We start from the raw sequence: 24,482 nt of genomic DNA, 5'->3' as shown, positions 1-24,482 counted from the left end.
CACTCTGGCTCGAAACCAGCGTTGGGTATCCGATTTACCCACGGCAGCCGGTGAGGCGCCTTGCGCCGGCGTACGAGGAGGCTGATCGTCAATGATCCGGCAACGCATAGCATACTCGCCCTGTTCACGACGCTGGGGGCGATGGCATCCATGGTCCTCGGCGTAGCGCCGGTGGCGCATGCCGCGGTAGTGGATGTCACCTGCGTCGGGACGACCCAGGTCAACTACTCCCCTGGGCTGAAGATTCAGCCCAGGTCCATCCACTTTGTCGAGAACGACCTCTACACCATCTGCACGTCGTCGGATCCCACGATCAAGACCGGCAGGACGGTGATCAGCTTCACGACCGTGTTCTCGTGCCTCCAGCCACTGCGCACCGGCACGGCCCCCAACCCCATCACCTGGAACAACGGCCAGACCAGCAACCTCCTCCTCAACTACGGCGCCACCTTCGCCGACGGCCAGAACATCCTGGTCGGCAACGGGATCGTGACAGACGGGGAGTTCAAGGGCGACTCCGCCAAGGTGGTTCTCACCTACGCCCAGCCGGACGTAACCCAGTGCCTTTCCCCGCAAGGGGTGACCAGCCAAATCGGCACAGCCACCGTGACGATCAACGGTTCATGACCCCTCGGCGATCACGGGCGCCCCGGAGCGGGATCCGGGGCGCCCCAGGGCCTCGTCCGGCCGGTGCCACGCAGGGCGAGTCCGTTTGCCCGGGACTTTCGGGGTGCGCTTGCGGGCGCCGGCTGCGTACTGATGGGCCCGCAGGATGGTCGAGTCCACACCGACCATGGACCAGTCGATCCGCCCCTCCGCGTCGGCAACGACCTGAAGCCCCCGTAGGACCCTCGCCCAGGTACCGTCCGCCGACCACCGGTGATGACGGCCGTGCACCGTCTGCCACTTGCCGAACCGGGACGGCAAGTCCCGCCAGGGAATCCCCGTGCGCAACCGGAACAGAATCCCGTTGATCACCGTGCGGTGACACTTCCACCGCCCGCCCCGCCCGACATTCCCGGGCAGGTGCGGTTCCAACCGGACCCACTCCGCCTCACTCAAATCACCCCGCCCCACGCCACTGGCGATCCGCACCGTGCGGTGATCCTGCGCCGGATCCTCGCCTCACCGGACCGCGCGCGGCTGACCGTGGTGCTGGAACCACGCGCCGATTTCGGCCGCCGTCCGCCGAGGGCGCTCCGCGAACACAACGGGGTATGGATCGGGTCCCTCGGAGAGCTGCGAATGCGCTGGTCGAGCGGCGCGACCGCACGCCCCACAGGCCCGGAGGGCCACAGGCTGACCATGGACCTGACGGTCGAGCCGGGCACCCACCACGACCTGGTGCCCGAGATCAGCGACCGGGAACTCTCACCGCGCGCACCCGAAGCCTCCCGCTGCTGGGCGGAGACTGAGGCGGCATGGGAACGGGCGGTGCCCCGCCTGGAGAACACCGTCGCCCCCGGGGCGCCCGTCAGTCGTACGCGGTCCTGCGGGGACTCACCACCCGGTCCGGCGGCATGGTGGCGGCCACGACCAGCCTGCCCGAGCGCGCCGGAGAGGGACGCAACAACGACTACCGGTACGCATGGATCCGCGACCTGTGCATCGCGGGCCAGGCTGTCGCCGCCGACGGGGCCCACCCCCTGCGACGACGGCCCCCGTCTGGCCCCCGCCTACACCGCCGACGGACGCGGGGTACCCGAACAGCACCGGCTCGAACTCCCCGGCTATCCGGGAGGCTACGACCTGGTGGGAAACCGGGGCGGCGAACAGTTCCAGCTCGACGCCTTTGGCCCACAGCCGGCTGATCTGCGCCGCCGGACTGCGCGCCATGGCGCAGGCCGGTCCGTCCGCCGCCCGGACCGCACACTGCACGGACCTGGCGGACGCCCTGATCGCCGATACCACCGCGCACAGCCTCCACCCTTCGGGCCGCTGGCAGCGCTCTCCGGGTGACCCCGGTCTCGACGGAGCCCTGCTGCCCCCCGTCCGCGGCGCCCTGCCCGCGGACGACCCACGGACCACCGCCACCCTGCGCGCCTACCCCCGACAGCTGGCGGACACGACCACTTCGCCTACCGCTTCCGCCACGACGGACGCCCGCTCAACGACGCGGAGGGCGCGTTCCTGCTGTGCGGATTCGCCGTCGCCCTGGCGGAACACCAACAGGGCCACGAGGTCGAAGCGCACCGCTGGCTCGAGCGGAACCGCGCCGCTTGCGGACCGGCGGGCCTGTACTCCTCGGAGTACTCCGAGGAGTACGACGTCGGTCTCGGACAGATGCGCGGCAGCCTGCCCCAAGCCTTCGTACACGCCCTGATGCTCGAATGCGCGATCCGGCTGAGCCGGCCATGGCGCGCTTAGCCTCGCCGCGCCGCCCGCGCGAGCGCCGCCTAGGCTGGGGGCGGGAGGGTTTCACGCAGGGGCGTAGACAAGGAGCGGCGCGGTCATGGAGCGCAGCAGCAAGCACGGTCCCAAGAAGGACGACGAGCTGAAGAAGGCGACGAAGCACCAGGCCCGCACGGGCCGCATGACGCGGTCGGAGGAGTGGCGCGAACCCGAGGCGCTCGAACACGATGAGGACTCACCCCGCAAACAGCGGCCTCCGAAGGAGTGAGACGGCCCATCCGGTCGTGAGCGACAAGGAGACGGCGCGAACGTTGCTGCGCACCCACGGGCAGACGTTCGCCGAGGAGGCGGGCATCCGGCTCAAGGACACCCCGCAGCCCTTGTACCGGCTCCTGGTACTGGCCCTGCTGCTGAGCGCCCGGATCCGCGCGTCCGTCGCCGTCGAGACGGCGCGTGCCCTGGCCGGGGCAGGAATGAAGGACGCCCGCCGGATGGCTTCCGCGACCTGGCAGGAGCGGGTGGACGCCCTCGGGGAAGGCGGCTACCGGCGTTACGACGAGCGCACCGCGACCCAACTGGGGGACGGCGCCGAACTGTTGCTGGAGCGCTACGGCGGTGACGTGCGGGGCATGCGGAAGGAAGCGGACGGCGATGTCGACCGGCTGCGCGAGCTGCTCACGGAGATCCCGGGCATCGGCCCGACGGGTGCCGACATCTTCCTCCGCGAGGTCCAGGGCATCTGGCCGGAGGTCCACCCCTATCTGGACGCCAAGACCCTCCAGGGCGCCGAGCGGCTCGGCCTGCCCGCCGATCCCCGTTCGCTGGCCCGCCTGGTGAAGCGGGAGGAGACGCCCGCGCTGGCCGCCGGCCTGATCAGGGCTGCGCTGGACAAGGCCGTGGCCGAGGACGTACGCGAGGCGGCCGGCTCGGGCTCGTGACGGGGCCCGCCGCCTGAACGACGCACGCGCCGGGCAGGCGACGCGGGCGGAACCGCCGGTCAGGCGCGGCCCGACGCCGCCATCAACAGAAGTGCCGTGCCGGTGGACGCGAGCACTACTGCGGACAGGCACCAGGCGACGGCCAGGCGTGCCGCGCGGCCCTTGAGGCTGCGCCCCGGCGGCGCGACGGGCGCGGGGCCGGCCAGTTCCGTCCAGGCGCGGGCGGAGGCCCTCAGCTCGCGCCGCCGTAGCGCGCCGGCCACCGCGTACAGGCAGCCGGCGGCTGTCACGCCCGCCGCCACGGCGGCGACCGTGGCGGGCCCGGGAACCCCGGTCAGGAGCAGGAGGACGGCGCCCGCGCAGGCGGTCCAGCCGGTGAGGCACCCGGCCGCCGAGACGCGCCGGAAGAACGGCCGGTCGGCGCCGGCCCGCAGCTCCGCCGCGGCCGGCAGGTACCAGACGGTGCCGGCGACGGTGAGTGCCGCCGCGGCCAGGGCCAGGACCAGGTTCGACATCTCTCTCCCTCTTCGGGGCTCTCTCTTCGGGGCTCTCCGGGGGCGCGAAGGGGTCAGGGGTGCGAGGCGACGTCCGGGTGGTGGAGGTCGAACGCCGGGGATTCGGAGCGGATGCGCGGCAGCGTGGTGAAGTTGTGCCGCGGCGGCGGGCAGGAGGTCGCCCACTCCAGCGAGCGGCCGTAGCCCCACGGATCGTCGACCTCGACCTTCTTGCCGTATTTGGCGGTCTTCCAGATGTTGTAGAAGAACGGCAGGATCGACAGGCCCAGCAGGAACGAGCCGATGGACGAGACGGTGTTCAGCGTCGTGAAACCGTCGGACGCGAGATAGTCCGCGTAGCGGCGCGGCATGCCCTCCGCGCCCAGCCAGTGCTGCACCAGGAACGTGGTGTGAAAGCCAACGGTGAGGGTCCAGAAGGTGACCTTGCCGAGCCGCTCGTCGAGCATCTTGCCGGTGAACTTCGGCCACCAGAAGTGGAAGCCGGCGAACATGGCGTACACCACGGTGCCGAAGAGTGTGTAGTGGAAGTGGGCCACGACGAAATATGTGTCGGAGACGTGGAAATCGAGCGGTGGTGCCGCGAGGATCACGCCCGTCAGCCCACCGAAGACGAACGTGAGAAGAAAACCGGTGACCCAGAGCCTCGGGGTCTCGAAGGACAGCGAGCCCTTCCACATGGTGCCGATCCAGTTGAAGAACTTCACACCGGTCGGGACCGCGATCAGGAAGGTCATGAAGGAGAAGAACGGCAGGAGCACACCACCGGTGACATACATGTGATGCGCCCACACGGTCACCGACAGGCCCGCGATGGAAATCGTCGCCGCGATCAGGCCCCAATAGCCGAACATCGGCTTCCGGGAGAACACCGGCACGACCTCCGAGACGATGCCGAAGAACGGCAGGGCCAGTACGTACACCTCGGGGTGGCCGAAGAACCAGAACAGGTGCTGCCAGAGCAGCGCGCCGCCGTTGGCGGAGTCGAAGACGTGCGAGCCGAACTTCCGGTCCATCTCCAGCGCGAGCAGGGCGGCGGCCAGCACGGGGAACACGAGCAGGATGAGCACGGCGGTCAGCAGCACGTTCCAGGTGAAGATCGGCATACGGAACATCGTCATGCCCGGCGCGCGCATGCCCACGATGGTGGTGATGAAATTGACCGCGCCCAGAATGCTGCCGAATCCCGACAGCGCCACCCCCATGATCCACATATCGGCGCCGACACCGGGGGAGTGGGTCGCGTCCGACAGCGGCGCGTAAGCGAACCAGCCGAAGTCCGCGGCCCCCTGCGGTGTGAGGAACCCGGCCGCAGCTATCAGCGAACCGAAGAGAAAGAGCCAGAAGGCGAGCATGTTCAGCCGCGGGAACGCCACGTCCGGCGCGCCGATCTGCAAGGGCATCAGCCAGTTGGCGAACCCCGTGAACAACGGCATCGCGAACAGCAGCAGCATCACCGACCCGTGCATCGTGAAGGCTTGGTTGAACTGCTCGTTCGTCAGGAGTTGCGTCCCCGGCCGGGCGAGTTCGGCGCGCATCAGCAGGGCCATCAGGCCGCCTATGACGAAAAAGGCGAACGCCGACACCAGATAGAGCGTCCCGATCCTCTTGTGGTCCGTGGTGGTCAGCCAGTCCACCACCGCGCCCCGGGGACTCCGCGCGGACTCCGTGCCGGCCGCCACCGGCGCGCGCCGCTCCTCGGTCCTCCCGTCCGCTCCCATGCCGATACCGTCCACGGACCATCAACTCCACATGATTTCAGGACAATGACGGGATCATGGTCGGCTTCCCCGCCGGGCAGCCGACAGGGCCGTGGGCCCCGACGTACGCGCCCCGAGGGGCCCCGGTCCGGGACCGTTCAGCCCTAGGAACCCGCTCGGCGGATATGTCTACTGAGGACATGGCCCGTATCACAGAACCGCTTCCGCGGTACGAGGCGCTCAGGCTGCTGAAGGGCGCGAAGATCGGCCGGCTGGTCTTCAGCCATCGGGCACTGCCCGCCGTCCGTCCCGTCAACCACGTCCTCCTCGACGATCGCGTCATCATCCGTGCCCACACCGGCGCCGCGCTCCTCGGCCCCGCACGCGACGGAGCGGTGGTGGCGTACGAAGCCGACGAGTTCGACACCGAGCGACGCACCGGGTGGAGCGTGGTGGTGACAGGCGAGGCCCGCCTCGTACGGGATCCGGACCTCCAGCAGCGCTATCAGGCCGCGCTCGAACCATGGATCGGCGCCGACATGACCCATACGGTCAGCATCAGCCTCGATCTGGTCACGGGCTATCGCATCAGTTCACAGACGACGGCGTGACAGGCCGGGCCGGGCGGCGGAACCACAGCAGTACCAGGGTGGCGCCCAGCGCGGCCGGCAGCCCCGGCGCAGCCCTTCAGGCGCCCGCAGTCACGGCCTTGAGCTCGTCGAGCGACTCCTGGATGAACTGTGACAGGGGCCGACGACCGGTCGAGGCGGTCCAGCGCTCGAAGGCGACCTTGAAGACGGCGATGCCCGCCTCGGCGGCGAGGGTCGCCGCCGGTTCCCCGACGCCCCGCTGACGCAATGCGTCGGCGGCGGTCGCGGCCAGGGACGCCAGCTTGATCAGCTCGCGTTCCCGGAGCTCCGCGTTGGCGGCGATGACGGCCTGGCGGCGTCGTGCGTAGGCGTGGCTTTCATGGAACTCGGCCGCGACGGACTCCAGCGCCGCACCCATCGCCGGCATCGGCGCCACGGCCTCCGGGAGGCCGACGAGGGTGCCCGCGATGATCTCCCGCAGCGCGCCCGAACCACCGAACAGGACCTCGCGCTTGTCGGCGTAGTGCCGGAAGAACGTCCGCTCCGTCAGGCCCGCGCGCTGGGCGATCCCGGCCACGGTGGTCTGCTCGTAACCCCGCTCGGTGAACAGCTCCATGGCGGCCTCCGCGAGCCGGCCACGCGCGTTCGGCTGCCATCTCCCCATGTGCGCATCCTACGTGATGACAGCTTCTGACATCGAGTGCTACCGTCGATGTCAGAGGCTGACATCAGCGTGGCGCCGCCATGGGCCTTACCGGCCCGGCGGCCACTCACCAGGGGGGTCTTCTCATGCGTGTATTCGTCACCGGCGCTTCCGGCTGGATCGGTTCCGCCGTCGTCCCCGAGCTCATCGGCGCGGGCCACCAGGTCGTCGGGCTCGCCCGTTCCGACGCCTCGGCCGCCGCCCTCACCGCCGCCGGGGCCGAGGTGCGCCGCGGCACCCTCGACGACCTCCACGGCCTGCGGAGCGCGGCCGCCGAGTCGGACGGCGTCATCCACCTCGCCTTCAAGCACGACATCGCCTTCTCGGGGGACTTCGCGGGCGCCGTCGAGGCGGACCGGCGCGCCGTCGAGGCGTTCGGCGCGGCGCTCGCCGGGTCCGGCCGGCCCTTCGTCCTCGCCTCCGGCCTGCTCGGGGTCACGCCGGGCCGAGTGAGCACCGAGAAGGACGGGCACGACACCGCCCCGGACCCGGCGGCGCACGACAACGGCGGCTTGCAAGGCCGGCACGCCGTCGCGGAACTGGCGCTCTCGCTCGCCTCCCGCGGGGTCCGCGCCTGCGTCCTGCGCCTGCCGCCGACCGTCTACGGTGCGGGCGACCACGGCTTCATGGCCGCGCTGGTCGGCATCGCCCGGGAGAAGCGGGTCTCCGGCTACATCGGCGACGGTGCCGCCCGCTGGCCGGCGGTACACCGGCTCGACGCCGCCCACCTGTTCCGGCTGGCGCTGGAGAAGGCCCCCGACGGCTCGACTCTGCACGCGGTGGCCGACGAGGCCGTGCCCCTGCGCGCCGTCGCGGAAGTGGCCGGACGACACCTCGGCCTGCCCGTGGCCTCCATCGCCCCCGAGGACGCCGCTGCGCACTTCGGCTGGCTGGCCAGCTTCCTCGCGCTCGACAGCCCGGCGTCGAGCGCGCTGACCCGCGAACTGCTGGGGTGGCGGCCGACGCGCCCGGGGCTCGTCGACGACCTAGAGAAGGGCCACTACTTCGACGCCTCGGCCCCCACGAACGCGTGGTGACACGGTCGTCCCCGCCCCGGCGCACGCGCTGACCACCCCGGTCAGCGCGGCTCCTGCGCGAGCGGCAGGTGGCGCGGGCCGCGCAGGACGGGGCTGCTGCGGTACTCCGGCGGATCCTCCAACAGTCGTGGGTTGTCCAGGCGGTTGATGAGTGTGGTGAGGGCGATCTGTGTCTCCAGGCGGGCCAGGGGCGCGCCGAAGCAGTTGTGGATGCCGCTGCCGAAGCCGAAGTGCACATTGTCCTCGCGGTCGGGGACGAAGCGGTCGGCGTCCGGGAAGCGCAGCGGGTCACGGCTGCCGGAGGCGAGGACGAGGACCAACGGCACGCCCTTGGGGATGGTGATTCCCGCGACCTCGATGTCGGCCAGCGGGGTGCGCTGCGGTAGGAACTGCACGGGAGGTTCGAAACGCAGCAGTTCCTCCACGGCTCTGGGCATCAGCTCGGGCTCGGCGCGCAGCCGCTTGAGAGCCTCGGGGTTGCGGAGGAGGGTGAGCATGCCGTTGGTGATGAGGTTGACGGTGGTCTCATGGCCGGCGATCAGGAGCAGGACGGTGGTGACCATCAGCTCTTCCTGCGTGAGCAGTCCGTCGGGGCCGCTCTCGTTGGCCAGGGCGGAGAGCATGTCGTCGGTGGGGTTTCGGCGCCGCTGCTCGGCGAGTCCGCCGAGGTACAGGCCCATCGCCGTCCGCGCCTCCTGCGCGGCGCGCAGGCGCGGCCCGGGGTCCTCTCCGGGAGTGAAGTCGAGCCCGGAGACGACCGTGTCGGCCCAGGCGTGGACCTGGGGGATGTCCTCGGATGGCACACCGAGCAGGTCGCAGATGACGGTGACCGGCAGCGGGAAGGCGAAGTCCTCGACGAGGTCGAGGCGCTCCTTGTCCCGGAGCCCGTCCGCCAGCTCCCCGGCGATGCGGGTGATGTCGCCGCGCAGCGCGTCGACCCGGCCGGGGGTGTGGGGCGGGCCGAAGGGCCGCATGGCCAGGCGGCGGAGGCGGTCGTGCTCGGGGTCGTCGCGCCCGATGAAGGCGGGCGGCAGTCCCTCCGTCGGCAGGAGGTCCGGGTCGGGCTCGGTGCGGTTGCGCACGTCGGAGCTGATCCGCGGGTCGTGGAGCAGCGCGGTGATCTCGTGGTACGTGCCCACCAGGTACTTGCCGTCCTCCTGCCGCGCCACCTTGTGCTCGCGGAGTTCGGCGTAAAGGGGGTAGGGGTCCGGACGGCCGGCGTAGTCGGTGATCCGGCGGAAGAGGGTCTCGGAGGACATGGACGGGCTCCTGGTGTCAGCCGGCGGGCCGGATCAGGGTCAGGCGGCGGTCGGGCAGGTGCCCGGTGAGGGCGACGGTCGGGCCGTGGGTGAGCACGCGGGGGTCGGGTACGTCGGAGGGGACGGGCTCGCCGTCCGCGAGGTGATCGGCGGCGCCCGGGCCGGGCGGAAACGGGGCCGCGGTCTCGATGAGACGCTGGTAATGCTCCAGCCACTTGGCCCGGTTGACGGTCACGGCGGCGGTGACACGCCCGCGATAGCCGTAGACGACCACCAGACGGCGTTCGTCCGTAGAGCCCTGGGCGAGGACGACCTGGTCGGAGAAGGTCGGCACGCCCACCGACTTGATGTTGAGGCCGAACTGGCTGGACCAGAAGGCCGGTACGGCCAGATGGGGCCGGCGCAGCGGACCGGGACTGATCATGTTGTGGGCGGCCACCTCGGCCTGCGCCACGGCGTTGCCCCAGTGTTCCAGAGCGATCAGCTGGTACTCGAACAGCGGGTGGGGGAAGCGGGCCACGTCACCGGCGACGAAGACGTCGTCCGTGACGATGCCGTACATAGTGAAGACGCGGCAGCCCGCGTCGCAGGCCACCCCCCGGGGGCCGGCCGCCAGGCCGGAGTCGGACAGCCACTCGGTGTTGCGGACCGCGCCCAGACAGACCACGGCGACGTCGGCCTCGATCCGGCTGCCGTCGGAGAACTCGGCGCCGGTGAGCCGCCCGCCGGAGCTTGTCAGGGCGGTGACCGTGACGCCGCAGCGCAGGTCGACACCGTGCGCCCGCTGGAGCTTCGTGGCCCAGTCGCCGACCGTGCCGCCCAGCGCGCCGATCAGGGGCGCCCGGCCGCGCTCGGCGACGGTCACCTCCAGGCCGCGTTCCCGGCAGGCGGAGGCGACCTCCGAGCCGGTGAACCCGGCGCCGATGACCAGGACCCGGCGGGGCCCGGCGTCCAGGGCCGCGGCGAGACGGCCCGCGTCGTCGCTGGTACGGACCGTGAAGACGCCCTCCAGCGCGGCCTCGTCGGGGTTCGGCCAGGGCCGGGCGCGGGTGCCGGTGGCGATCAGCAGCCGGTCGAAGGGCAGCCGCTCCCCGTCGGCGAGCAGCACGTTCTTGCCGTTGGGGTCGAGGCCGGTGGCGGCCACGCCGAGCTTCCACCGCGCGTCCAGCTCACGGCGGGCCGGCAGCCCGCACTCCTGGGCACCCGCCTTGCCGAGCAGCACCTGCTTGGACAGGGGCGGCCGGTCGTAGGGCCGCCGCGGCTCGTCCCCGACCAGGGTCAGCTCACCCTCGAACCCCCCGTCCCGGAGCGCTTCGGCCGCGCGCAGCCCGGCCAGCGAAGCCCCGACGACGACGATCCGCCCGTCCCTCATCTCACCGGACACCGGCGTCACCACCCGCCTGCTCCCCGACCATGATGGCCTGCACCGGGCAGGCCGCCGCGGCCCGCCGCACATGCTCGCCCTGGCCCTCCGGCACTGTGGGCACGTAGAGCAGGCCCTCCTCACCGTGCAGCTCGAACACCCGAGGAGCGAGGAACACGCACTGGGCGTACCCCTGACACCGATTGAGATCGACCACGATCTGCATCCCGGACAGCTCCTCCTGGCCCGCATGCCGTTCACCGCCTCCTCCTACCTATGCCCGTCCGGGGCTCGACGCCAGGCGGATTGCTCCGTCCGGGGCACGGCGGGGCCGCACCGCGCGGCTACCGTGGGCGCATGCCTGCCGCCACCCGGATTCCCTCACTGCTGTACTACGTGGGCTCTCATCAGCTCCTGAAGGAGGTCGCCGCACGGCTGCGCCTGATCGCCACGCCGGGCGACCGGCTGCCCGAGGGCCTGTGGGAGAAGAACCACGCCATACGCCGCGACGCGAAGACGGCGGCCGAGGACGGCGAGAGGGCGGACCGGGGACGCGACCAGTTCGAGGGCCTGCTGTGGGACCCCCGGCAGGAGTGGGCCCGCAGGACCACGCTTGTCAGCCCCGGCTCCCCGGCACTCTTCGCCCGCCCCGACCTGCCGCCGTTCCTGACGGCCTGGCGCGACGGAGAAGCCGACTGGCCCTTCGCCGGCGAGCCCTTCCCACGCGACTTCCTCCTGGCCGGACACCCGCTGCTGCGCCTGCGCGCCCTGCTGCCCGACTGGCCCGCCCCCGGCTACGCGCGCGACCGCGTCCACCTGGACGCCGGCGAACAACTGGCGGCCGGCCTGCTGCTGGCGCGCGGCGACCGCTTCGACCTGCTCGCACAGGTGGTGGAGGCGGGCGGCCGGGCGCTCCTGGACGAAGTGCGTCCGGCCTTCGAGACCTCCACGCGCGAGGGCACCGCGCGGGCGTTGCGCGACGCCCTCGCGGACGACCGGCGGCGCCGCGACCACCTCTTCGGCGAATACGCCGCGGAACCCGACCCCGAGCCCGACCAGCGGTGGATCACGATCGACTGGGACGCCGTCCGGCGGGCGGTGGACGCCGACAACCCGGAGCTGCGCCGACAGGCACCCGAGCTCGTGACCCACCCGCGGTGTCCGGAGGAGCTGCGGGCACTGGTGGCCACCCAATGGACGGACCGGCTCGTGTGGTCCCGGCTCCTTTCCGACCGTCCCACAGGCCTCCACCTGCTGCGCACCCTGCCGTTGCAGCGGGACCTCTCCCTCTCGGCGCCCCTCTCGTATGTGGCCGAGGGCGGCGTCGACGTCGCCGACATCCTTGAGCTGGCGCACCCCGCGGATCTCGTGCTGCGTGACGCGGCAGGGCTGCCCGGTGCCGCGCGACGGTACCCGGGACAGTGCGTGATCACCCGTCAGGACCAGGAGGGGGCGATGCGGCTGGTCCGGGGCATCACGGAGTCGGCCGACCACCACTTGGGGGACGACCCCGGCGCCTGGACCATCGGCTGCCGCCTCGTCGACGGCCGTCGCTTCACCGGCTCCGTGAACGAACTGCTCAAGAGGGCGGGAGCGAGAAGGCCCCTGCCCGACGCAGTTCCTCGTGCAGGTGACCGGCCAGCTCCCGAGCGCTGGGACGGTCGAAGATGACGGTCGCGGCCAAGGGCAGACCCGTGCACTCGCTCAGGCGGTTGCGCAGCAGGACCCCCGTGAGGGAGTCGAAGCCCAGCTCCAGGAAGAGCCGGTCGGGTGCCACGGCCGACGCGTGCGGATGGGCGAGCACCTCGGCGATCTCCTCACGGACCAGCTCCAGCAGCGCCGGCTCCCGCTCGGCGTCCGGCAGCGCACCGAGTCGATACCGCCATGTCGTTGCTGTCACGGCTGTCACGGCTGTCACGGCCGTCGCGTCGGAGCCGTCGCCTTCGGGCATGGAGTGGGCCGTGGGGCGAGCCGGGCGCCGTAGCTCCCGCAGGAGTGGTGGGACGTCGGCGTCGGCGCTCGGTGGGGCGATCAGAAGTGGCGCGAGCACCGGTTCGTCCGCGGCCAGTGCGGCGTCGAACAGGGCCAGCGCGCGGGCGGGCGCCATCGGTCGCAGCAACCCGTCCGCCGCCGCTCCGCCGGGGCGGTCGGCTCGTGCGGCCGCCATGCCGTCCTGCCCGCCCCACGGCCCCCAGACGAGGGACAGTGCCGGAAGGCCGAGGGCGGCGCGATGGCGGGACAGGGCGTCGAGAAAGGCGTTGGCGGCGGCGTAGTTGGCCTGCCCCGGGTTTCCCAGCAGACCGGCGGCGGAGGAGAACAGGACGAAGCGCGACAACGGCAGCTCCCTGGTGGCCTCGTGGAGGGCCCACGCCGCGTCCGCCTTCGGCCGCAGCACCGCTTCGAGCCGTCCCGGGGTGAGGGACTCCAGGATGCCGTCGTCCAGCACACCGGCCGCGTGCACGACGGCCGTGAGCGTGACGGCGTACCGTGCGACGAGGTCCGGCAGTTGAGCGGGATCGGCGACATCGCAGGCGAGTACGTCCACGCGGGCCCCGCTCCGCTCCAGCGCGGCCCGTAGCGTGGACACTCCTGCCGCCCGTGGGCCACGGCGGCTGACAAGGACGAGATGCCGGACCCGATGACGGCCGGCCAAGTGCCGGGCGAGGAGCGCGCCGAGCCCACCGGTGCCTCCCGTGATCAGCACGGTGCCGCCGCCCATGAGGCCGTCGCGGGGTGGCTTTCCCAGGGGGAGGGAAGGCGTGGCGAGTGCCAGGCGGGGGACGCGGACGGTGCCTTCGTGGAGGGCCAGTTGCGGTTCGCCGGTGGCGATGGCGGCGGGCAGCAGGGCGGCGGACGAGGGATGCCCGTCCAGGTCGACGACCACCAGCCGGTCCGGATACTCCGACTGCGCGGAACGCACGAGACCCCATACCGTCGCCGCCGACAGATCCGAAGAGCCCGGATCGTGGCGGAAGGCCCCACGCGTGACCACGACCAGTCGCTCACCACGCACCGCCGGACGGGACAGATGCTCGCGCAGCACCCGCAGGGCCCGCGCGGTGAGGGAATGCGTGACCGCGACCGGCTCGCCCGCCGACGAGCCGGCCAGCGAGACGACCGTTGCCCTGTAGCCTGTGCCGCTCTCGGCGGCACCGGTGTCGGGGAAGAGGGCGCCCAGCCCCAGGTCGTCGGGCACCCCCACGACCGGTGCCCGCCCGCCCCCGCCGACCGGAAGGCGCACCCAGTGGGGGCGGTACAGCGCTCCCTTCCCCTCATCGGCACTGTCCTCGGCGTCGGGCAGGGACGGCGGCAGCGGGCGCGTGGTCAAGGACTCCACCCGGGCCACCGGTGCGCCCGACGGATCGGTGAGGCGCACGGTGAACGTATCCGTTCCCGTGCTGCGGATGCGGACGCGCAGCGCCGTGGCCCCGACGGCGTGGACGGCCGTGCCGCGCCAGGCGAAGGGGACACGCGCGGGGCCGGTCTTCTTCGGCGCGGTGGCGAGCAGGCGGGCGTGCAGTGCCGCGTCCAGGAGCGCGGGATGGATGCCGTAGCGGCGCGCTTCGGGGTGCAGCTCCCGGGGCAGCCGCACCTCGGCGAACAGCTCTTCCGACGCGGCCCGGTCCCCCGGCCCGTCGTCCGCGCGCCTCCGCCACAGGGCCGTCACGCCCCGGAAAGCCGGGCCGTAGGCGTGTCCCGCGTCGGCCAGTCGCTCGTAGGCGCCGGTGAGGTCCACGGGCGTGGCCCCCATCGGCGGCCATGCCTCGGCATGGCCCTCCGGGTTGTCTTTCTGGGTTGCCGTGACTGCCGTGACGGGCCCGAGTCGTCCCGTCGCGTGGTGGGTCCAGGCACCGAGCGCGCCCGAAGCGTGGGGGCGGGAGTGGACGTTCACCGTGCGGCGGCCGTCGGAGTCCGGCTCGCCGAGCACGACCTGGAGCTGAACCGGGCCGTCCGCGCCGGGCAGGTCCAGCGGAGCCAGCGGAGTCAGCAGGACGAAGTCCTCCAGTACGTCGAGCCCGCAGGCGTCACCGGCGTGGAGGGCCATTTCGGCGAACACCGTCGCGGGTACGAGCACGCGCCCGGCGATGGTGTGCTCGCGCAGCCATGGCTGGGCCGTGCCGGAGAGGTGGCCGGTGCGCAGCAGGCGTCGCGTTCCGGCCAGGGTGATGGTCTCGGTGAGCAACGGATGGCCGGGATCGTCCCCAGTGGGCGTCGGCGGGGCGGCGTTGTCGGGCAGCCAGTAGCGCTGTCGCCGGAACGGGTAGGTGGGCAGCTCGACGCGCCGGGCGCCGCTGCCTTCGTACACCCGGTGCCAGTCGACCGTGACGCCCTCCACGTGAAGTCGCGCCACGGCGGACAGGAGTGTGACGGGTTCCGGGACCTCGGGGCGCATGGTGGCGGTGAACACCGGCTCCCTCGCGGGCGGACGGTCGTTCTCCGCCGCTTCCTCCGTCCATGCGGCCCTCGCCGCCGCGGTGAGGGGTGCGCCGGGGCCGAGCTCGGCGAGGACGGTGATGTGTTCGTCGTGCGTGATCCGGCGCACCACGTCGGCGAAGCGTACGGTTTCGCGGGCGTGACGTACCCAGTAGGCGGCCGAGCGCAGATCGTCCCCTTCGGCAGGGCGCCCGGTGAGGGACGACAGCACCGGGATGCGGGGCTCGCGGTAGGTGAGGCCCGAGGTGATCCGTCCGAAGGCGGTGAGCGCCGGTTCCATCAGCGGGGAGTGGAAGGCGTGGGCGACCCGCAGCCGGGTGGCACGTCGCCCACGGGCGGTGAAGCGGTCCGCGACGGCGAGTACCGCCGCCTCGGCACCGGAGACGACGACCGAGCGCGGTGCGTTCACCGCGGCGACGGCCACGCGGTCCGCCACCTCGGACAGTTCGGTGAGTTCGGCCAGTTCGGCCAGGGCTTCGTCCTCGGAGGCTTCCAGGGCCACCATGGCCCCGCCCGTGGGGAGCCGCTGCATGAGCCGTCCGCGCGCCGCCACGAGGGCCACGGCGTCGTGCTCCGTCAGGATGCCCGCCACATGGGCCGCGACCAGTTCCCCCAAGGAGTGCCCGGCGAGGACGTCGGCGCGTACACCCCAGGACTCCAGCAGCCGGAACAGCGCTGTTTCGAAGGCGAACAGGCCCGCTTGGGCGACGTCCGTCCGGTCGAGGACCGCCCGGCCCTCCCGGGAACCTTCCTCCGCCCACAGCACATCCCGGAGGGGCGGCAGCTTCCAGTCGCTCCAGTCACTCCGGCCGGCCTCGAACACCTCGAATTCCTTGAACGCCTCGTCTGTCTTGAACAACTCGTCGAAACGCTCGCAGAGGGAGTCGAAGGCGGTGGCGAAGGCGGGGAACGCGTCGTGCAGGGCGCGGCCCATGCCCGGGTGTTGCGTCCCCTGGCCGGGAAAGAGCACGGCGAGCCGGGCCGAGGGCGCGGCGGTCGCCTGGACGACGCTTCTGCGGATCGTGCCCGCCGCCAGGCCGTCCAGCGCGTCGAGCAGCGCGGTACGGTCGCCGGCCGGTACGGCGGCGCGGTGGGGGAGCGCGGCGCGGGTGGTGGCCAGGGAGAAGCCGACGTCCAGCGGCGACAGTTCGGGGTCCCGCCGCAGCAGGCCGGCGATCCGTCGGCTCTGGGCACGGACCGTTTCGGCGTCCGTGCCCGACAGCAGCAGCGCGGGTACGGGTTTCCGCGCCGGGGGCCGGGAGGTGGCGGCTGTCGCGGGGACGGCCTCCTCCAGGACGACGTGGGCGTTGGTCCCGCCGATCCCGAACGCGGAAACCCCGGCACGCCGGGGACGGCCCGGCACCGGCAGCCAGGGCCGGTCCTCCGTCAGCGGCAGCACCCGTCCCGAGGACCAGTCCACGTGAGGGGAGCGCTGTGCGCAGTGCAGGATGCGCGGCAGCGTCCCGTGGCGCATGGCCATGACGGTCTTGATGACTCCGCCGACGCCCGCCGCGGCCTGCGTGTGCCCGATGACGGACTTGAGCGCGCCCAGCCACAGCGGCCGCTCCCGGGGACGTTCGCGCCCGTGGACGGCCAGTAGTGCCTGGGCCTCCACGGGGTCGCCCAGCGCGGTGCCCGTTCCGTGCGTCTCGACGGTGTCGATGTCGGCCGGTGACAGACCCGCGTCGGCCAACGCCCGGAGGACGACCTGCTGCTGGGCGGGGCCGCTGGGGGCGGTGAGCCCGTTGGAGGCGCCGTCGGACGCGACGGCCGAACCGCGAAGGACGGCCAGCACGGGGTGACCGTTGCGACGGGCGTCGGACAGCCGCTCCAGCAGGACCAGGCCCACCCCCTCGGACCAGCCGGTGCCGTCGGCCGCCGCGGAGAACGGCTTGCACCGGCCGTCCGGTGCCAGACCGCGCAGCCTGCTGAAGGCCACGAACGGCGCCGGCGTGGCCATCACGGTCGCTCCTCCGGCGACGGCCAGCGAGCACTCGCCCGACCGCAGCGCCCGGGCCGCCCAGTGCAGCGCCACCAACGACGACGAACAGGCGGTGTCCACGGTCACGGCGGGACCGCGCAGCCCCAGCTGATAGGCGATACGCCCGGACGCCACGCTGCCCGCCGACCCCAGCGCGAGATGCGCCTCCAACTCGTGCGGCCCCCGGTGCAGGAGACGGCCCGCGTAGTCGTCGTGCATCACGCCGACGAACACGCCGGTGTCACTGCCGCGTACGGTGGCCGGGACGATGCCCGCCCGCTCCAGCAGTTCCCACGAGACCTCCAGCAACAGCCGCTGCTGCGGGTCCGTGGCCAGGGCCTCCCTGGGGGACATGCCGAAGTGCGCCGCGTCGAAGTCCGCCGCCCCGCGCAGGAATCCTCCCCGGCGGGTGACGGACGTACCGAGCCGGTCGGGGTCGGGGTCGAAGATCCCGGCCAGGTCCCAGCCGCGGTCGGACGGGAAGCCGGACGTCGCGTCGGTGCCGTCCGCGACCAGCCGCCACAGGTCCTCGGGGGAGGTGACGTCGCGCGTGGCTCCCGGGTAGCGGCAGGCCATCGCGACGATGGCCACCGGATCGCTGTCGTCGCTGCTCTGACGGGGCGTCATGTCGGCGTTGACGTTGGGTGTGGGCTCGTCGAGAAGGGCGGCGTACAGGCTTCGGGCGACGGCGGCGGGCGTCGGATGGTCGAACACCAGCGTCGCGGGCAACATCAGACCGGTCGCCGCACCGAGCCGGTCGCGCAGCCGTACGCCCCCGAGGGAGTCGAGCGCGAGGGCGGTGAAGGGCAGATCCGGTGCCACGTCTCCTTGTGTGCCGCCGGTCGCGGCCAGGGCGTCCAGGACCAGTCGCAGGAGGGCCTCGTACCGCGCGGGCGCGGGCAGCGGTCGCATGCGCGCGAGGAGCGCCGCGGTTGCGGTCGCGCGTGCCTCCGGCGAGTGCTCGGCCAATCGCCGGGCCAGCAGCCGCCGTTCGGTCTTTCCGGAGGCGGTACGGGGCAGTGCGGCGCTCTCGTGGATCTCGACGGGAACCTTGAAGGCCGACAGATGTTGGCGGCACGCGCGACGGACGGCCTCGTGGTCCACCCCCTGCGGGCCGGGTACCACGAACGCCACAGGTACCTGGCCCAGTACGTCGTGCGGTCCGCCGACGACCGCCGCGTCGGCGACGCCGGGGCAGCGCAGCAGTACGTTCTCGACCTCGGAGGGGTTGATGTTCTCGCCGCCGCTGATGATCAGTTCCTTCACCCGGCCGGTGACGAGCAGACCGCCGTGCCGGGTGCGGCGCCCGAGGTCCCCCGTGCGGTACCAGCCGTCGACGAGGGCCCGCGCGATCTCGTCCGGGCGATCGTGGTAGCCGATCATCAGATGCGGGCCGCGGACGCGGATCTCCCCTTCGTCCCCGCCGGTGACGTCCTCGCCGGTCGTCGGGTCGGTCAGCCGCACGTCGACGCCGGGCAGCGGCACCGGCACCGGCGGTGTCGGCGCGCCGGGCGTGGCGGCCGCGAGCGGGGCGATGGCTATCTTTCCGCACGTCTCGGTACTGCCGTAGCCGTCGAGCAGTGGGACGCCCAGGCGCTCCTCGACCTCCGCGCGCAGCTCCTCGGGGCAGGGCGCGCCCCCGGTCACGCACAGGCGCAGGCCGGGCAGCGGCGGCCGGGACGTCCGGCGCGTCCCGTCCATCAGCAGCCGGTATGTGGCGGGCACGCCGGCGAGGAGGGTGAACGGTCGACCGGCCGGAGCGTGTGCCGGGCTCACACCGCGGTCGAGGAGGTACGCGCTCGCCCCCACCGAGACCACACCCGTCAGGCACAGCGAGTGCGCGTAGGCGTGGGTCATCGGCAACGGCCACAGCAGACGGTCCCGCGGACCCAGCCCCCACAGCGGAACGTACCCCGCCACCACCGACCACAACGCGGCACGCTGGCTGGACACCACGCCCTTGGTCCGCCCCGTCGTGCCCGAGGTGTAGTGGATCCAGGCGGGTTCGTCGAGGCCGAGGTCGTCGCGGGGCGGGATCCCGGGGTCGGTCGTCGCGAGGTCCTCGAAAGCGAGCGCGACGGCGGGGTCGTCACCCGTGGTCGCCGCGGCGCCCACGGCCACCGTACGGAGGGCCGGGCCGGCGTGCCCGGTCACCGGTGGTGGCACGGCCTCCGTGATGGCCAGGACGGGCTCGCAGTCCCGGAGTTGGTGGGCCAGTTCGGCGTCCGTCGCGCCGGGGTCCAGCAGCACGCCCACCGCCCCCGCGCGTACGACGGCGAGGCAACTCTCCACCAGTTCCACCCGGTTGCCCAGACAGAGCGCCACCCGGTCGCCGCGTCGTACGCCCAGCCGCTGGAGATGGCCCGCCAGCCGGGCGGTGCGCCGCTCCAGCTCCCGGTAGGTCACGCTCCGCCGTGCGTCCTCATAGGCGGTGTTCCCTCCTCGGCGCGCGGCGTGCTCCTTCAGCGCTGTGGGCAGCGCGCGGAGTAACTCGCTGTGGACCCTTGCCATCGTTCCCCCTCCGGCCGCCCTCACTCTACGGCGGACGCGTCCCGTAGGGGTGGGATCAGGGTTCCCCCAGGGGCTTCCCCGGGGCGGCCGGACAGGTGCCGTCCCTAGGCTCGTACTCATGACAGCAGGGTTCCCGGAAGCCGCCCCCTGGGGCGAACAGCGCGCGTCCCACACCGACCGCGAGACGGTCGTCGAGCGCCTTCAGCAGGCCGCGGCCGAAGGCCGCATCGACTTCCACGAGCTGGACGAACGGCTTGAGCAGGCGCTCAACGCGAAGACCCACGGCGAGCTGGCCGTACTGACGACCGACCTCCAGGGCGCGGGTCTCCAGGGCGTGGGTCTCCGGGGCATAGCGGGTGCGGGGCGGGAGCTCGTGGAGGACCGCCCGCTGATCCTCAAAGGCGGTCTGCACGGTGTCGTCCGCAAGGGCGGCTGGAAGGTCCCGTCACGCGTGACCGCCCACGGTGGCATGGGCGGCGTCGTCCTCGACTTCACCCGGGCCGAATGCCCGCCGCGAGCCATTGACCTCGAAGTCCACGGCCAGATGGCGGGCGTCGTCGTCATACCCGACGACTGGGCCGCCGAGACCAGCGGCATCGAGCCCGGCCTCGGCGGTGTCAAGGACAGGACCACTCCCGACCACGCCCCGGACGCCCCGCTCCTCCGTATCACCGGCACGGGCGGCATGGCCGGCGTCGTCGTGCGCCACCCGAAGGGGAGGGAGCGGCGTCAGCTGGAGCGCGAGGCGAAGGCGCTCACCTCCCGATAGGCGAGGGGCGATAGGCAGTACGCGACAGGCGCGGGGGCCGGGCCGGTCGCGCCGCCACCACTTGCGCGGGCATGAACTCAGGGCAAACAGGACGTGTACGGATCGGCCGGGCAGGGGACGATGGCCCCGGGGCCGGGTCCGCCGCCGCCCGGCGGACGGACGACGGCGTCCGTAGGAGGTCCTGAAGGATGGACGAAAAGCCGCTCGCACCGCCCGAGGTGGACGGGGCGAGCAACGGCGCGATCACCGCACACGACGGTGTGGCGCGGCTCGTCGTGCGCGTCGGCCCGTACGCGGGCATGTCGGCCGGGGACGAGGTGCGGTTGCGCTGGGACACCGGGATCCTGCGCACCTCGCTGATCGACACCCGGCTCGTCGCCGCCTCCGCGGTGGGGGCGAGCACCGTCTTCGACCTCCCCTGGCCCGCGCCCGGCATGGTCCGGGTCAGCTACGCCGTGGGTCGCGCCGACGGCCGGTGGAGCGTCTCCGAGAACATGACCGTCACCGTCACCGTCACGGGATGACGGGGGCTCACGCCCTCGAACGGCCTCCACGGCCGCCCGCAGGACGAATGTCCCGGGAGGCCGTGGGGGAGCCGGATGTCTTTCCGGCAGTGATGAGTAACCACCCCCGTACCACCCCCACAGCCGCTTGAGCGGTACACCCCGGCCCCGGCGTCTGCCCCGACAGATGCCGGGGCCGCACTCGTACCCGCTACACGGAGTCGCCGGCCGTGTCGAAGGACATGTGCAGCAGGATGCGGTCCTGCGGGCTCGTGTCCTCGTCGGTGAGCAGGTCGATGACGCGGTCGAAGCTCCTGCGGACGTCCCTGCCGTCGGCCGCGAGCCGCCGGATGAGCGGCTGGTTGGCGTGCGCGAGGCGCATGGCCTGGAGATGTTCCGGGGTGGTGGAGTCGAGCCAGCGCTGTGCCGCCCGCCGTGGCAGGTCGGGCGTCCTCGGCTGGGCGGCGATCCACTCGATGAGGTCGTCGAGGTCGTGGCGGCGCGCGGTCAGGAGGCTCGACACGATCTCCTCCTTGTTGCGGAAGTGGTAGTAGAGCGACGACTTCGTCAGCCCGAGCGCCTCGGTGAGGTCCCTGGTCGACGTCGCCTCGTAGCCCTTCTCCGTGAACAGCCTCAGAGCGACGCGGAGGATCTCCGCACGCGTCTCCGCGCCTGAGCGCCGGTCGCTTCCCTTGGCGGACTTGGCGGACGTCATGCCTGCTCCTCGCTCCCTTTTGTCGGCCCCTTTTGTCGGCGCCATCCTATCCACCCTCTTACCGACCGCCCGTTCAGCTCTTGCTTACCGACCGCCCGTTCAGCTAGCGTAAGGCTTACTGACCGCCCGTTCAGTAACTCTGAGTAGGGGAGAGCTCCTCATGAAGCCCAAGGCCACACCACGCATCGCCGTCGTCGGCGCCGGGCCCGCCGGCCTGATGTGCGCCCGGGTCCTCCAGCGGCACGGCATCGACGTCACCGTGTACGACGCCGACGCGTCCGCCGACGCCCGTGACGCCGGCGGCACCCTCGACCTGCACGCCGACTCCGGGCAGATCGCGCTCGAGGACGCCGGCCTGATGGACGCGTTCACCGCGCTCGCCCGTCCCGAGGGGCAGGCCAAGCTCCGGCTCGACCAGCACGGTGCTGTGCTCGACTCCTTCGTCCCCGGCCCGGACGACGACGCGGCGCCCGAGATCGACCGCGGTCAGCTGCGCGCGATGCTCGCCGCGCACGTAGCGCCCGGAACCGTCCGGTGGGGGCACAAGCTGCTCGCCGCCGAGCCGCTGGGCGGAGGCGTGCACCGCCTCGCCTTCGAAGGCGGCGGCCACACCGAGGCCGACCTGGTGGTCGGGGCCGACGGCGCCTGGTCGCGGGTACGGCCGCTCGTCAGTGACGCCGTCCCCTACTACAGCGGCGTCTGCCTGCTGGAGGTCCGCTTCGACGACGTCGATCGCCGCCACCCGGGGATCGCCCGACTCGTCGGCGACGGTCATGTGTTCGCCAACAACGGCGACGGCCAGGCGATCATCGCCCAGCGCAACAGCAGCGGCCACATCCGCGCCTACATCGGCATGCGCACCGCACACGACTGGCACACCGCCGCGGGCGTCGCCCTCGACGACGGCGCCGCCGTACGGGACTTCCTGCTCGCGGAGTTCGGCGGCTGGGACGCGCGACTGCTGCCCTTCCTCACCGACGCCGACCACGGCTACGTCAACCGGCCGTTGTACGCCCTGCCCGCCCCGCTCGCCTGGGAGCACACTCCCGGGGTGACGCTGGTGGGCGACGCGGCCCACCTCATGTCGCCCTTCGGCGGCAATGGCGCGAACCTCGCCCTGCTCGACGCGGCCGAACTCGCCCGGGCGGTGGCCGAGGAGCCCACCCTGGACGCCGCCGTCGCCCGCTACGAGGAGGTGATGTTCGCCCGCTCCGGTCCGCTCGCGGTCGGTGCCGGCCAGGGCCTGGAACGCTTCTTCACCACCGGCTCCCACGCCCCCGACCACGCGGCCGAGCACCAGCGGTACAAGGAGGCGGCAGCGGCGTATCGCCGTGACCGGGGCGCCCCGGTCACGGAAGCGGCATGAGCCGGTAGAAGACGGTGGCGACCAGCTCGTGGGCATAGCCCGCGTCGAGCGGTCCGGGGCGGAAGAGGACGCGGTACATCATCGGGGCGACGACGTGGTCCATCACCGTCTCGGCGTCCGGTACGTGTTCGCCGCGCCGCGCCGCGCGGGACAGGATCGCCTCGACCTGGTCGCGCGCGAATGCCGAGCACTGCCCGGCGTTGGGCCCGTCCGGGTCGCCCGCGAGGGCGTCCCGGACGTAGGACCGGCCGGCCGGGGACGACATCTCCTCCAGGAACGCCGAGGCCCAGTGCTCCAGGTCCGCGCGCAGGTTCCCGTGGTCCGCCGGGGGAGCCTCGGGGCGCAGCCGCTCGACCGCCACGTCCGAGAGCAGCTCCTGAAGATCGCCCCAGCGGCGGTAGACGGTCGACGGGGTCACTCCCGCCCGTGCCGCCACGAGCGGCACAGTGAGAGCGACCCCTTCGGCCTGGAGCTCGCGTACGGCCCGGTGTACCGACTCCTGGACGCGGGCGCTGCGTCCTCCGGGGCGGGCTGCTGGTCTGGGGCTCATGCCCCTCACCTTAACGCACAATCATTGCGTGAGTCCGCGAGCTGGTCGGATCGGTGACCGGGCCGGGGGAGTGGTCAGGCCGCCAGCGGGGCGGGTCGCGCGAGACTCGCGCAGGCTTCCTCGATGGCGCGGCCGACGCCCAGGAGCGTCGCTTCGCCGAACGGCCGCCCGATGAGCCGCATCCCGATGGGCAGCCCGGCACCGTCGATGCCGACCGGCAGGGACAGCGCGGGCGCGCCGGTGATGTTCGCCGGGGCGGACAGCCGCACATAGGCGTCGGACACGGTCTCGATGGTGCCGTCCGGCCATGCCACGGCCGGCTGGTCGACGCGGGCCGCGACTATGGGTACGGTCGGCGCCGCGATCACGTCCACCTCGGCGAAGAGACGCGCCCACTCCTGCCGCATGCGGGCGCGGGCGCGCTGGGCCCGCAGGTAGTCGCCGGCCGGGACGTGCTCGCCGGCCTCCAGTAGGAGGCGGACGTCCGGCGTGTACAGCTCCGGGGACGTGCGCAGGGTCTCCTCGTGCACGGCGGACGCCTCGGGCACCATCAGCCCCCACTGCGTGCCCTGGACGTGGTCGGCCATGGGGATCTCCACGTCCACGAGCCGCGCCCCGAGATCCGCGAGACGGGCTGTCGCCGCCCGTACCGCTTCCGTGACCTCGGGTGCGACCCGCTCGAAGTAGTGGTTGCGCGGGTGAGAGGGCCGACGTGGTCCAGGGACCAGGACAGCGGGACCACCCCGTCGACGGGGACGAGCCCGTACGTCGGCTTCAGCCCCACCACTCCGTTCAGCGCCGCCGGGACCCGGATGGAGCCGCCGGTGTCCGTGCCCAGGGCGAACGTGGCCGTCCCGGCGGCGACCGCGCCGGCCTCCGCGAGGCGGGCGGCTACGGTGCTGTCCCGCTCCGCCACATGGTGCTCCCGCACCCGGGAGCTGGCCGTGGTCGGCAGCCCGGCCACGTCGATCAGGTCCTTGAGGGCCATCGGGACACCGTGCAACGGGCCCCGGCGCCGCCCGGCCGCGTCGGCGAGGGACAGCTCATACGATGTGCCGCGCCGTGGCGGCCACGGCGGCTTCGTGTTCGTCTGAGGTGATCATGGTGCGCCCGGCCTCCCGGCCAAAAGCAGATTCTTTGCGTTAGTGGAGGGTGAGGGATACGATCAGCTAACGCAAAGGATGAGCTTTTGAGCCAAC

General features: G+C 72.5%; 19 protein-coding genes and 2 pseudogenes. 10 read left to right on the top strand and 11 right to left on the bottom strand.

Annotated features, from left to right (window positions below; translation table 11 throughout):
- Positions 1-141 precede the first annotated feature (141 nt).
- Positions 142-627, top strand: coding sequence for a hypothetical protein (locus RM609_RS03925; protein ID WP_311607935.1), 486 nt, complete (start codon positions 142-144; stop codon positions 625-627).
- Positions 628-648: 21 nt separating this feature from the next.
- Here the strand turns inward: RM609_RS03925 and RM609_RS03920 are convergent.
- A pseudogene (locus RM609_RS03920) lies at positions 649-1,077 on the bottom strand (IS5 family transposase); the annotation flags it as partial.
- Between the two features lie 344 nt (positions 1,078-1,421).
- Here RM609_RS03920 and RM609_RS34435 point away from each other — a divergent pair.
- From RM609_RS34435 to RM609_RS03910, 3 genes are all read left to right on the top strand, one after another.
- A complete protein-coding gene (locus tag RM609_RS34435; protein WP_369016226.1) occupies positions 1,422-1,811 on the top strand; it encodes a glycoside hydrolase family 15 protein in 390 nt (129 codons plus the stop codon).
- Positions 1,812-2,452: 641 nt separating this feature from the next.
- Positions 2,453-2,620 (top strand): hypothetical protein, encoded by a 168-nt coding sequence (locus RM609_RS03915; RefSeq protein ID WP_311607934.1) that lies wholly within the window; start codon positions 2,453-2,455, stop codon positions 2,618-2,620.
- Positions 2,621-2,636: 16 nt separating this feature from the next.
- Positions 2,637-3,290 carry an HhH-GDP family DNA glycosylase gene (locus RM609_RS03910; protein WP_311607933.1) on the top strand — a complete coding sequence of 218 codons (654 nt, stop codon included), beginning with the start codon at positions 2,637-2,639 and terminating at the stop codon, positions 3,288-3,290.
- A 59-nt stretch (positions 3,291-3,349) separates the two neighbouring features.
- Here the strand turns inward: RM609_RS03910 and RM609_RS03905 are convergent, their stop codons facing one another.
- A complete protein-coding gene (locus tag RM609_RS03905; RefSeq protein WP_311607932.1) occupies positions 3,350-3,805 on the bottom strand; it encodes a hypothetical protein in 456 nt (151 codons plus the stop codon).
- A gap of 53 nt (positions 3,806-3,858) precedes the next feature.
- The gene (gene ctaD / locus RM609_RS03900) at positions 3,859-5,523 is read right to left on the bottom strand and encodes an aa3-type cytochrome oxidase subunit I (RefSeq protein ID WP_311608495.1); all 1,665 of its coding nucleotides are present in this window, start codon (positions 5,521-5,523) and stop codon (positions 3,859-3,861) included.
- Positions 5,524-5,702: 179 nt separating this feature from the next.
- On the opposite strand from ctaD, the gene RM609_RS03895 reads away from it, so the two are divergent.
- Positions 5,703-6,113 (top strand): pyridoxamine 5'-phosphate oxidase family protein, encoded by a 411-nt coding sequence (locus RM609_RS03895; RefSeq protein WP_311607931.1) that lies wholly within the window; start codon positions 5,703-5,705, stop codon positions 6,111-6,113.
- 76 nt (positions 6,114-6,189) lie between these two features.
- On the opposite strand, the gene RM609_RS03890 is transcribed toward RM609_RS03895, so the two are convergent.
- Entirely contained in the window at positions 6,190-6,756 is a 567-nt protein-coding gene (locus RM609_RS03890) for a TetR/AcrR family transcriptional regulator (RefSeq protein ID WP_311607930.1), read from the bottom strand.
- Positions 6,757-6,881: 125 nt separating this feature from the next.
- Between RM609_RS03890 and RM609_RS03885 the strand changes: the two genes are divergently transcribed.
- Positions 6,882-7,832: an SDR family oxidoreductase gene (locus RM609_RS03885; protein ID WP_311607929.1), complete on the top strand. Its 951-nt coding sequence runs from the start codon at positions 6,882-6,884 to the stop codon at positions 7,830-7,832.
- A 41-nt stretch (positions 7,833-7,873) separates the two neighbouring features.
- Here the strand turns inward: RM609_RS03885 and RM609_RS03880 are convergent, their stop codons facing one another.
- From RM609_RS03880 to RM609_RS03870, 3 genes are read right to left on the bottom strand one after another with little or no spacing between them, the layout of a single operon-like run.
- Positions 7,874-9,091 carry a cytochrome P450 gene (locus tag RM609_RS03880; protein WP_311607928.1) on the bottom strand — a complete coding sequence of 406 codons (1,218 nt, stop codon included), beginning with the start codon at positions 9,089-9,091 and terminating at the stop codon, positions 7,874-7,876.
- A gap of 16 nt (positions 9,092-9,107) precedes the next feature.
- Entirely contained in the window at positions 9,108-10,463 is a 1,356-nt protein-coding gene (locus tag RM609_RS03875) for an NAD(P)/FAD-dependent oxidoreductase (RefSeq protein WP_438828388.1), read from the bottom strand.
- Between the two features lies 1 nt (position 10,464).
- Entirely contained in the window at positions 10,465-10,680 is a 216-nt protein-coding gene (locus tag RM609_RS03870) for a ferredoxin (protein WP_311607927.1), read from the bottom strand.
- 131 nt (positions 10,681-10,811) lie between these two features.
- On the opposite strand from RM609_RS03870, the gene RM609_RS03865 reads away from it, so the two are divergent.
- On the top strand, positions 10,812-12,125 hold the full coding sequence (locus RM609_RS03865) for a hypothetical protein (RefSeq protein WP_311607926.1): 1,314 nt from the start codon (positions 10,812-10,814) through the stop codon (positions 12,123-12,125).
- Here the strand turns inward: RM609_RS03865 and RM609_RS03860 are convergent.
- A complete protein-coding gene (locus RM609_RS03860) occupies positions 12,034-19,380 on the bottom strand; it encodes a type I polyketide synthase (RefSeq protein WP_311607925.1) in 7,347 nt (2,448 codons plus the stop codon). The two genes, RM609_RS03865 and RM609_RS03860, sit on opposite strands and share 92 nt — an antisense overlap.
- Before the next feature lie 118 nt (positions 19,381-19,498).
- On the opposite strand from RM609_RS03860, the gene RM609_RS03855 reads away from it, so the two are divergent.
- Both RM609_RS03855 and RM609_RS03850 read left to right on the top strand, forming a co-directional pair.
- Entirely contained in the window at positions 19,499-20,149 is a 651-nt protein-coding gene (locus RM609_RS03855) for a DUF1707 SHOCT-like domain-containing protein (protein ID WP_311607924.1), read from the top strand.
- 188 nt (positions 20,150-20,337) lie between these two features.
- The gene (locus tag RM609_RS03850; RefSeq protein ID WP_311607923.1) at positions 20,338-20,673 is read left to right on the top strand and encodes a hypothetical protein; all 336 of its coding nucleotides are present in this window, start codon (positions 20,338-20,340) and stop codon (positions 20,671-20,673) included.
- Positions 20,674-20,863: 190 nt separating this feature from the next.
- Here the strand turns inward: RM609_RS03850 and RM609_RS03845 are convergent, their stop codons facing one another.
- Complete coding sequence (locus tag RM609_RS03845; protein ID WP_311607922.1) at positions 20,864-21,367, bottom strand: TetR/AcrR family transcriptional regulator; 504 nt, start codon at positions 21,365-21,367, stop codon at positions 20,864-20,866.
- Positions 21,368-21,527: 160 nt separating this feature from the next.
- On the opposite strand from RM609_RS03845, the gene RM609_RS03840 reads away from it, so the two are divergent.
- Entirely contained in the window at positions 21,528-22,733 is a 1,206-nt protein-coding gene (locus tag RM609_RS03840; RefSeq protein ID WP_311607921.1) for an FAD-dependent oxidoreductase, read from the top strand.
- Here the strand turns inward: RM609_RS03840 and RM609_RS03835 are convergent.
- Positions 22,717-23,283: a TetR/AcrR family transcriptional regulator gene (locus tag RM609_RS03835; RefSeq protein ID WP_311607920.1), complete on the bottom strand. Its 567-nt coding sequence runs from the start codon at positions 23,281-23,283 to the stop codon at positions 22,717-22,719. The two genes, RM609_RS03840 and RM609_RS03835, sit on opposite strands and share 17 nt — an antisense overlap.
- Before the next feature lie 74 nt (positions 23,284-23,357).
- Positions 23,358-24,310, bottom strand: a pseudogene (locus RM609_RS03830) (amidase); the annotation flags it as partial.
- Between the last annotated feature and the right edge of the window lie 172 nt (positions 24,311-24,482).

It is taken from the genome of Streptomyces hesseae (assembly GCF_031845785.1).
GTDB classification, from domain to species: domain Bacteria; phylum Actinomycetota; class Actinomycetes; order Streptomycetales; family Streptomycetaceae; genus Streptomyces; species Streptomyces hesseae.
The sequence above is the reverse complement of the archived record's forward strand: the minus strand, read 5'-3'. Positions and strand labels throughout refer to the sequence as shown.

Bases quoted from the DNA above. Each gene is read 5' to 3' on its own strand.
- ctaD (WP_311608495.1), bottom strand. From the start codon at position 5,523: ATGGGAGCGGACGGGAGGACCGAGGAGCGGCGCGCGCCGGTGGCGGCC.
- RM609_RS03845 (WP_311607922.1), bottom strand. From the start codon at position 21,367: ATGACGTCCGCCAAGTCCGCCAAGGGAAGCGACCGGCGCTCAGGCGCG.
- RM609_RS03865 (WP_311607926.1), top strand. From the start codon at position 10,812: ATGCCTGCCGCCACCCGGATTCCCTCACTGCTGTACTACGTGGGCTCT.
- RM609_RS03880 (WP_311607928.1), bottom strand. From the start codon at position 9,091: ATGTCCTCCGAGACCCTCTTCCGCCGGATCACCGACTACGCCGGCCGT.
- RM609_RS03850 (WP_311607923.1), top strand. From the start codon at position 20,338: ATGGACGAAAAGCCGCTCGCACCGCCCGAGGTGGACGGGGCGAGCAAC.
- RM609_RS03890 (WP_311607930.1), bottom strand. From the start codon at position 6,756: ATGGGGAGATGGCAGCCGAACGCGCGTGGCCGGCTCGCGGAGGCCGCC.
- RM609_RS03905 (WP_311607932.1), bottom strand. From the start codon at position 3,805: ATGTCGAACCTGGTCCTGGCCCTGGCCGCGGCGGCACTCACCGTCGCC.
- RM609_RS03860 (WP_311607925.1), bottom strand. From the start codon at position 19,380: ATGGCAAGGGTCCACAGCGAGTTACTCCGCGCGCTGCCCACAGCGCTG.
- RM609_RS03870 (WP_311607927.1), bottom strand. From the start codon at position 10,680: ATGCAGATCGTGGTCGATCTCAATCGGTGTCAGGGGTACGCCCAGTGC.
- RM609_RS03840 (WP_311607921.1), top strand. From the start codon at position 21,528: ATGAAGCCCAAGGCCACACCACGCATCGCCGTCGTCGGCGCCGGGCCC.
- RM609_RS34435 (WP_369016226.1), top strand. From the start codon at position 1,422: ATGGGAACGGGCGGTGCCCCGCCTGGAGAACACCGTCGCCCCCGGGGC.
- RM609_RS03895 (WP_311607931.1), top strand. From the start codon at position 5,703: ATGGCCCGTATCACAGAACCGCTTCCGCGGTACGAGGCGCTCAGGCTG.
- RM609_RS03855 (WP_311607924.1), top strand. From the start codon at position 19,499: ATGACAGCAGGGTTCCCGGAAGCCGCCCCCTGGGGCGAACAGCGCGCG.
- RM609_RS03835 (WP_311607920.1), bottom strand. From the start codon at position 23,283: ATGAGCCCCAGACCAGCAGCCCGCCCCGGAGGACGCAGCGCCCGCGTC.
- RM609_RS03885 (WP_311607929.1), top strand. From the start codon at position 6,882: ATGCGTGTATTCGTCACCGGCGCTTCCGGCTGGATCGGTTCCGCCGTC.
- RM609_RS03875 (WP_438828388.1), bottom strand. From the start codon at position 10,463: ATGAGGGACGGGCGGATCGTCGTCGTCGGGGCTTCGCTGGCCGGGCTG.
- RM609_RS03925 (WP_311607935.1), top strand. From the start codon at position 142: ATGGCATCCATGGTCCTCGGCGTAGCGCCGGTGGCGCATGCCGCGGTA.
- RM609_RS03915 (WP_311607934.1), top strand. From the start codon at position 2,453: ATGGAGCGCAGCAGCAAGCACGGTCCCAAGAAGGACGACGAGCTGAAG.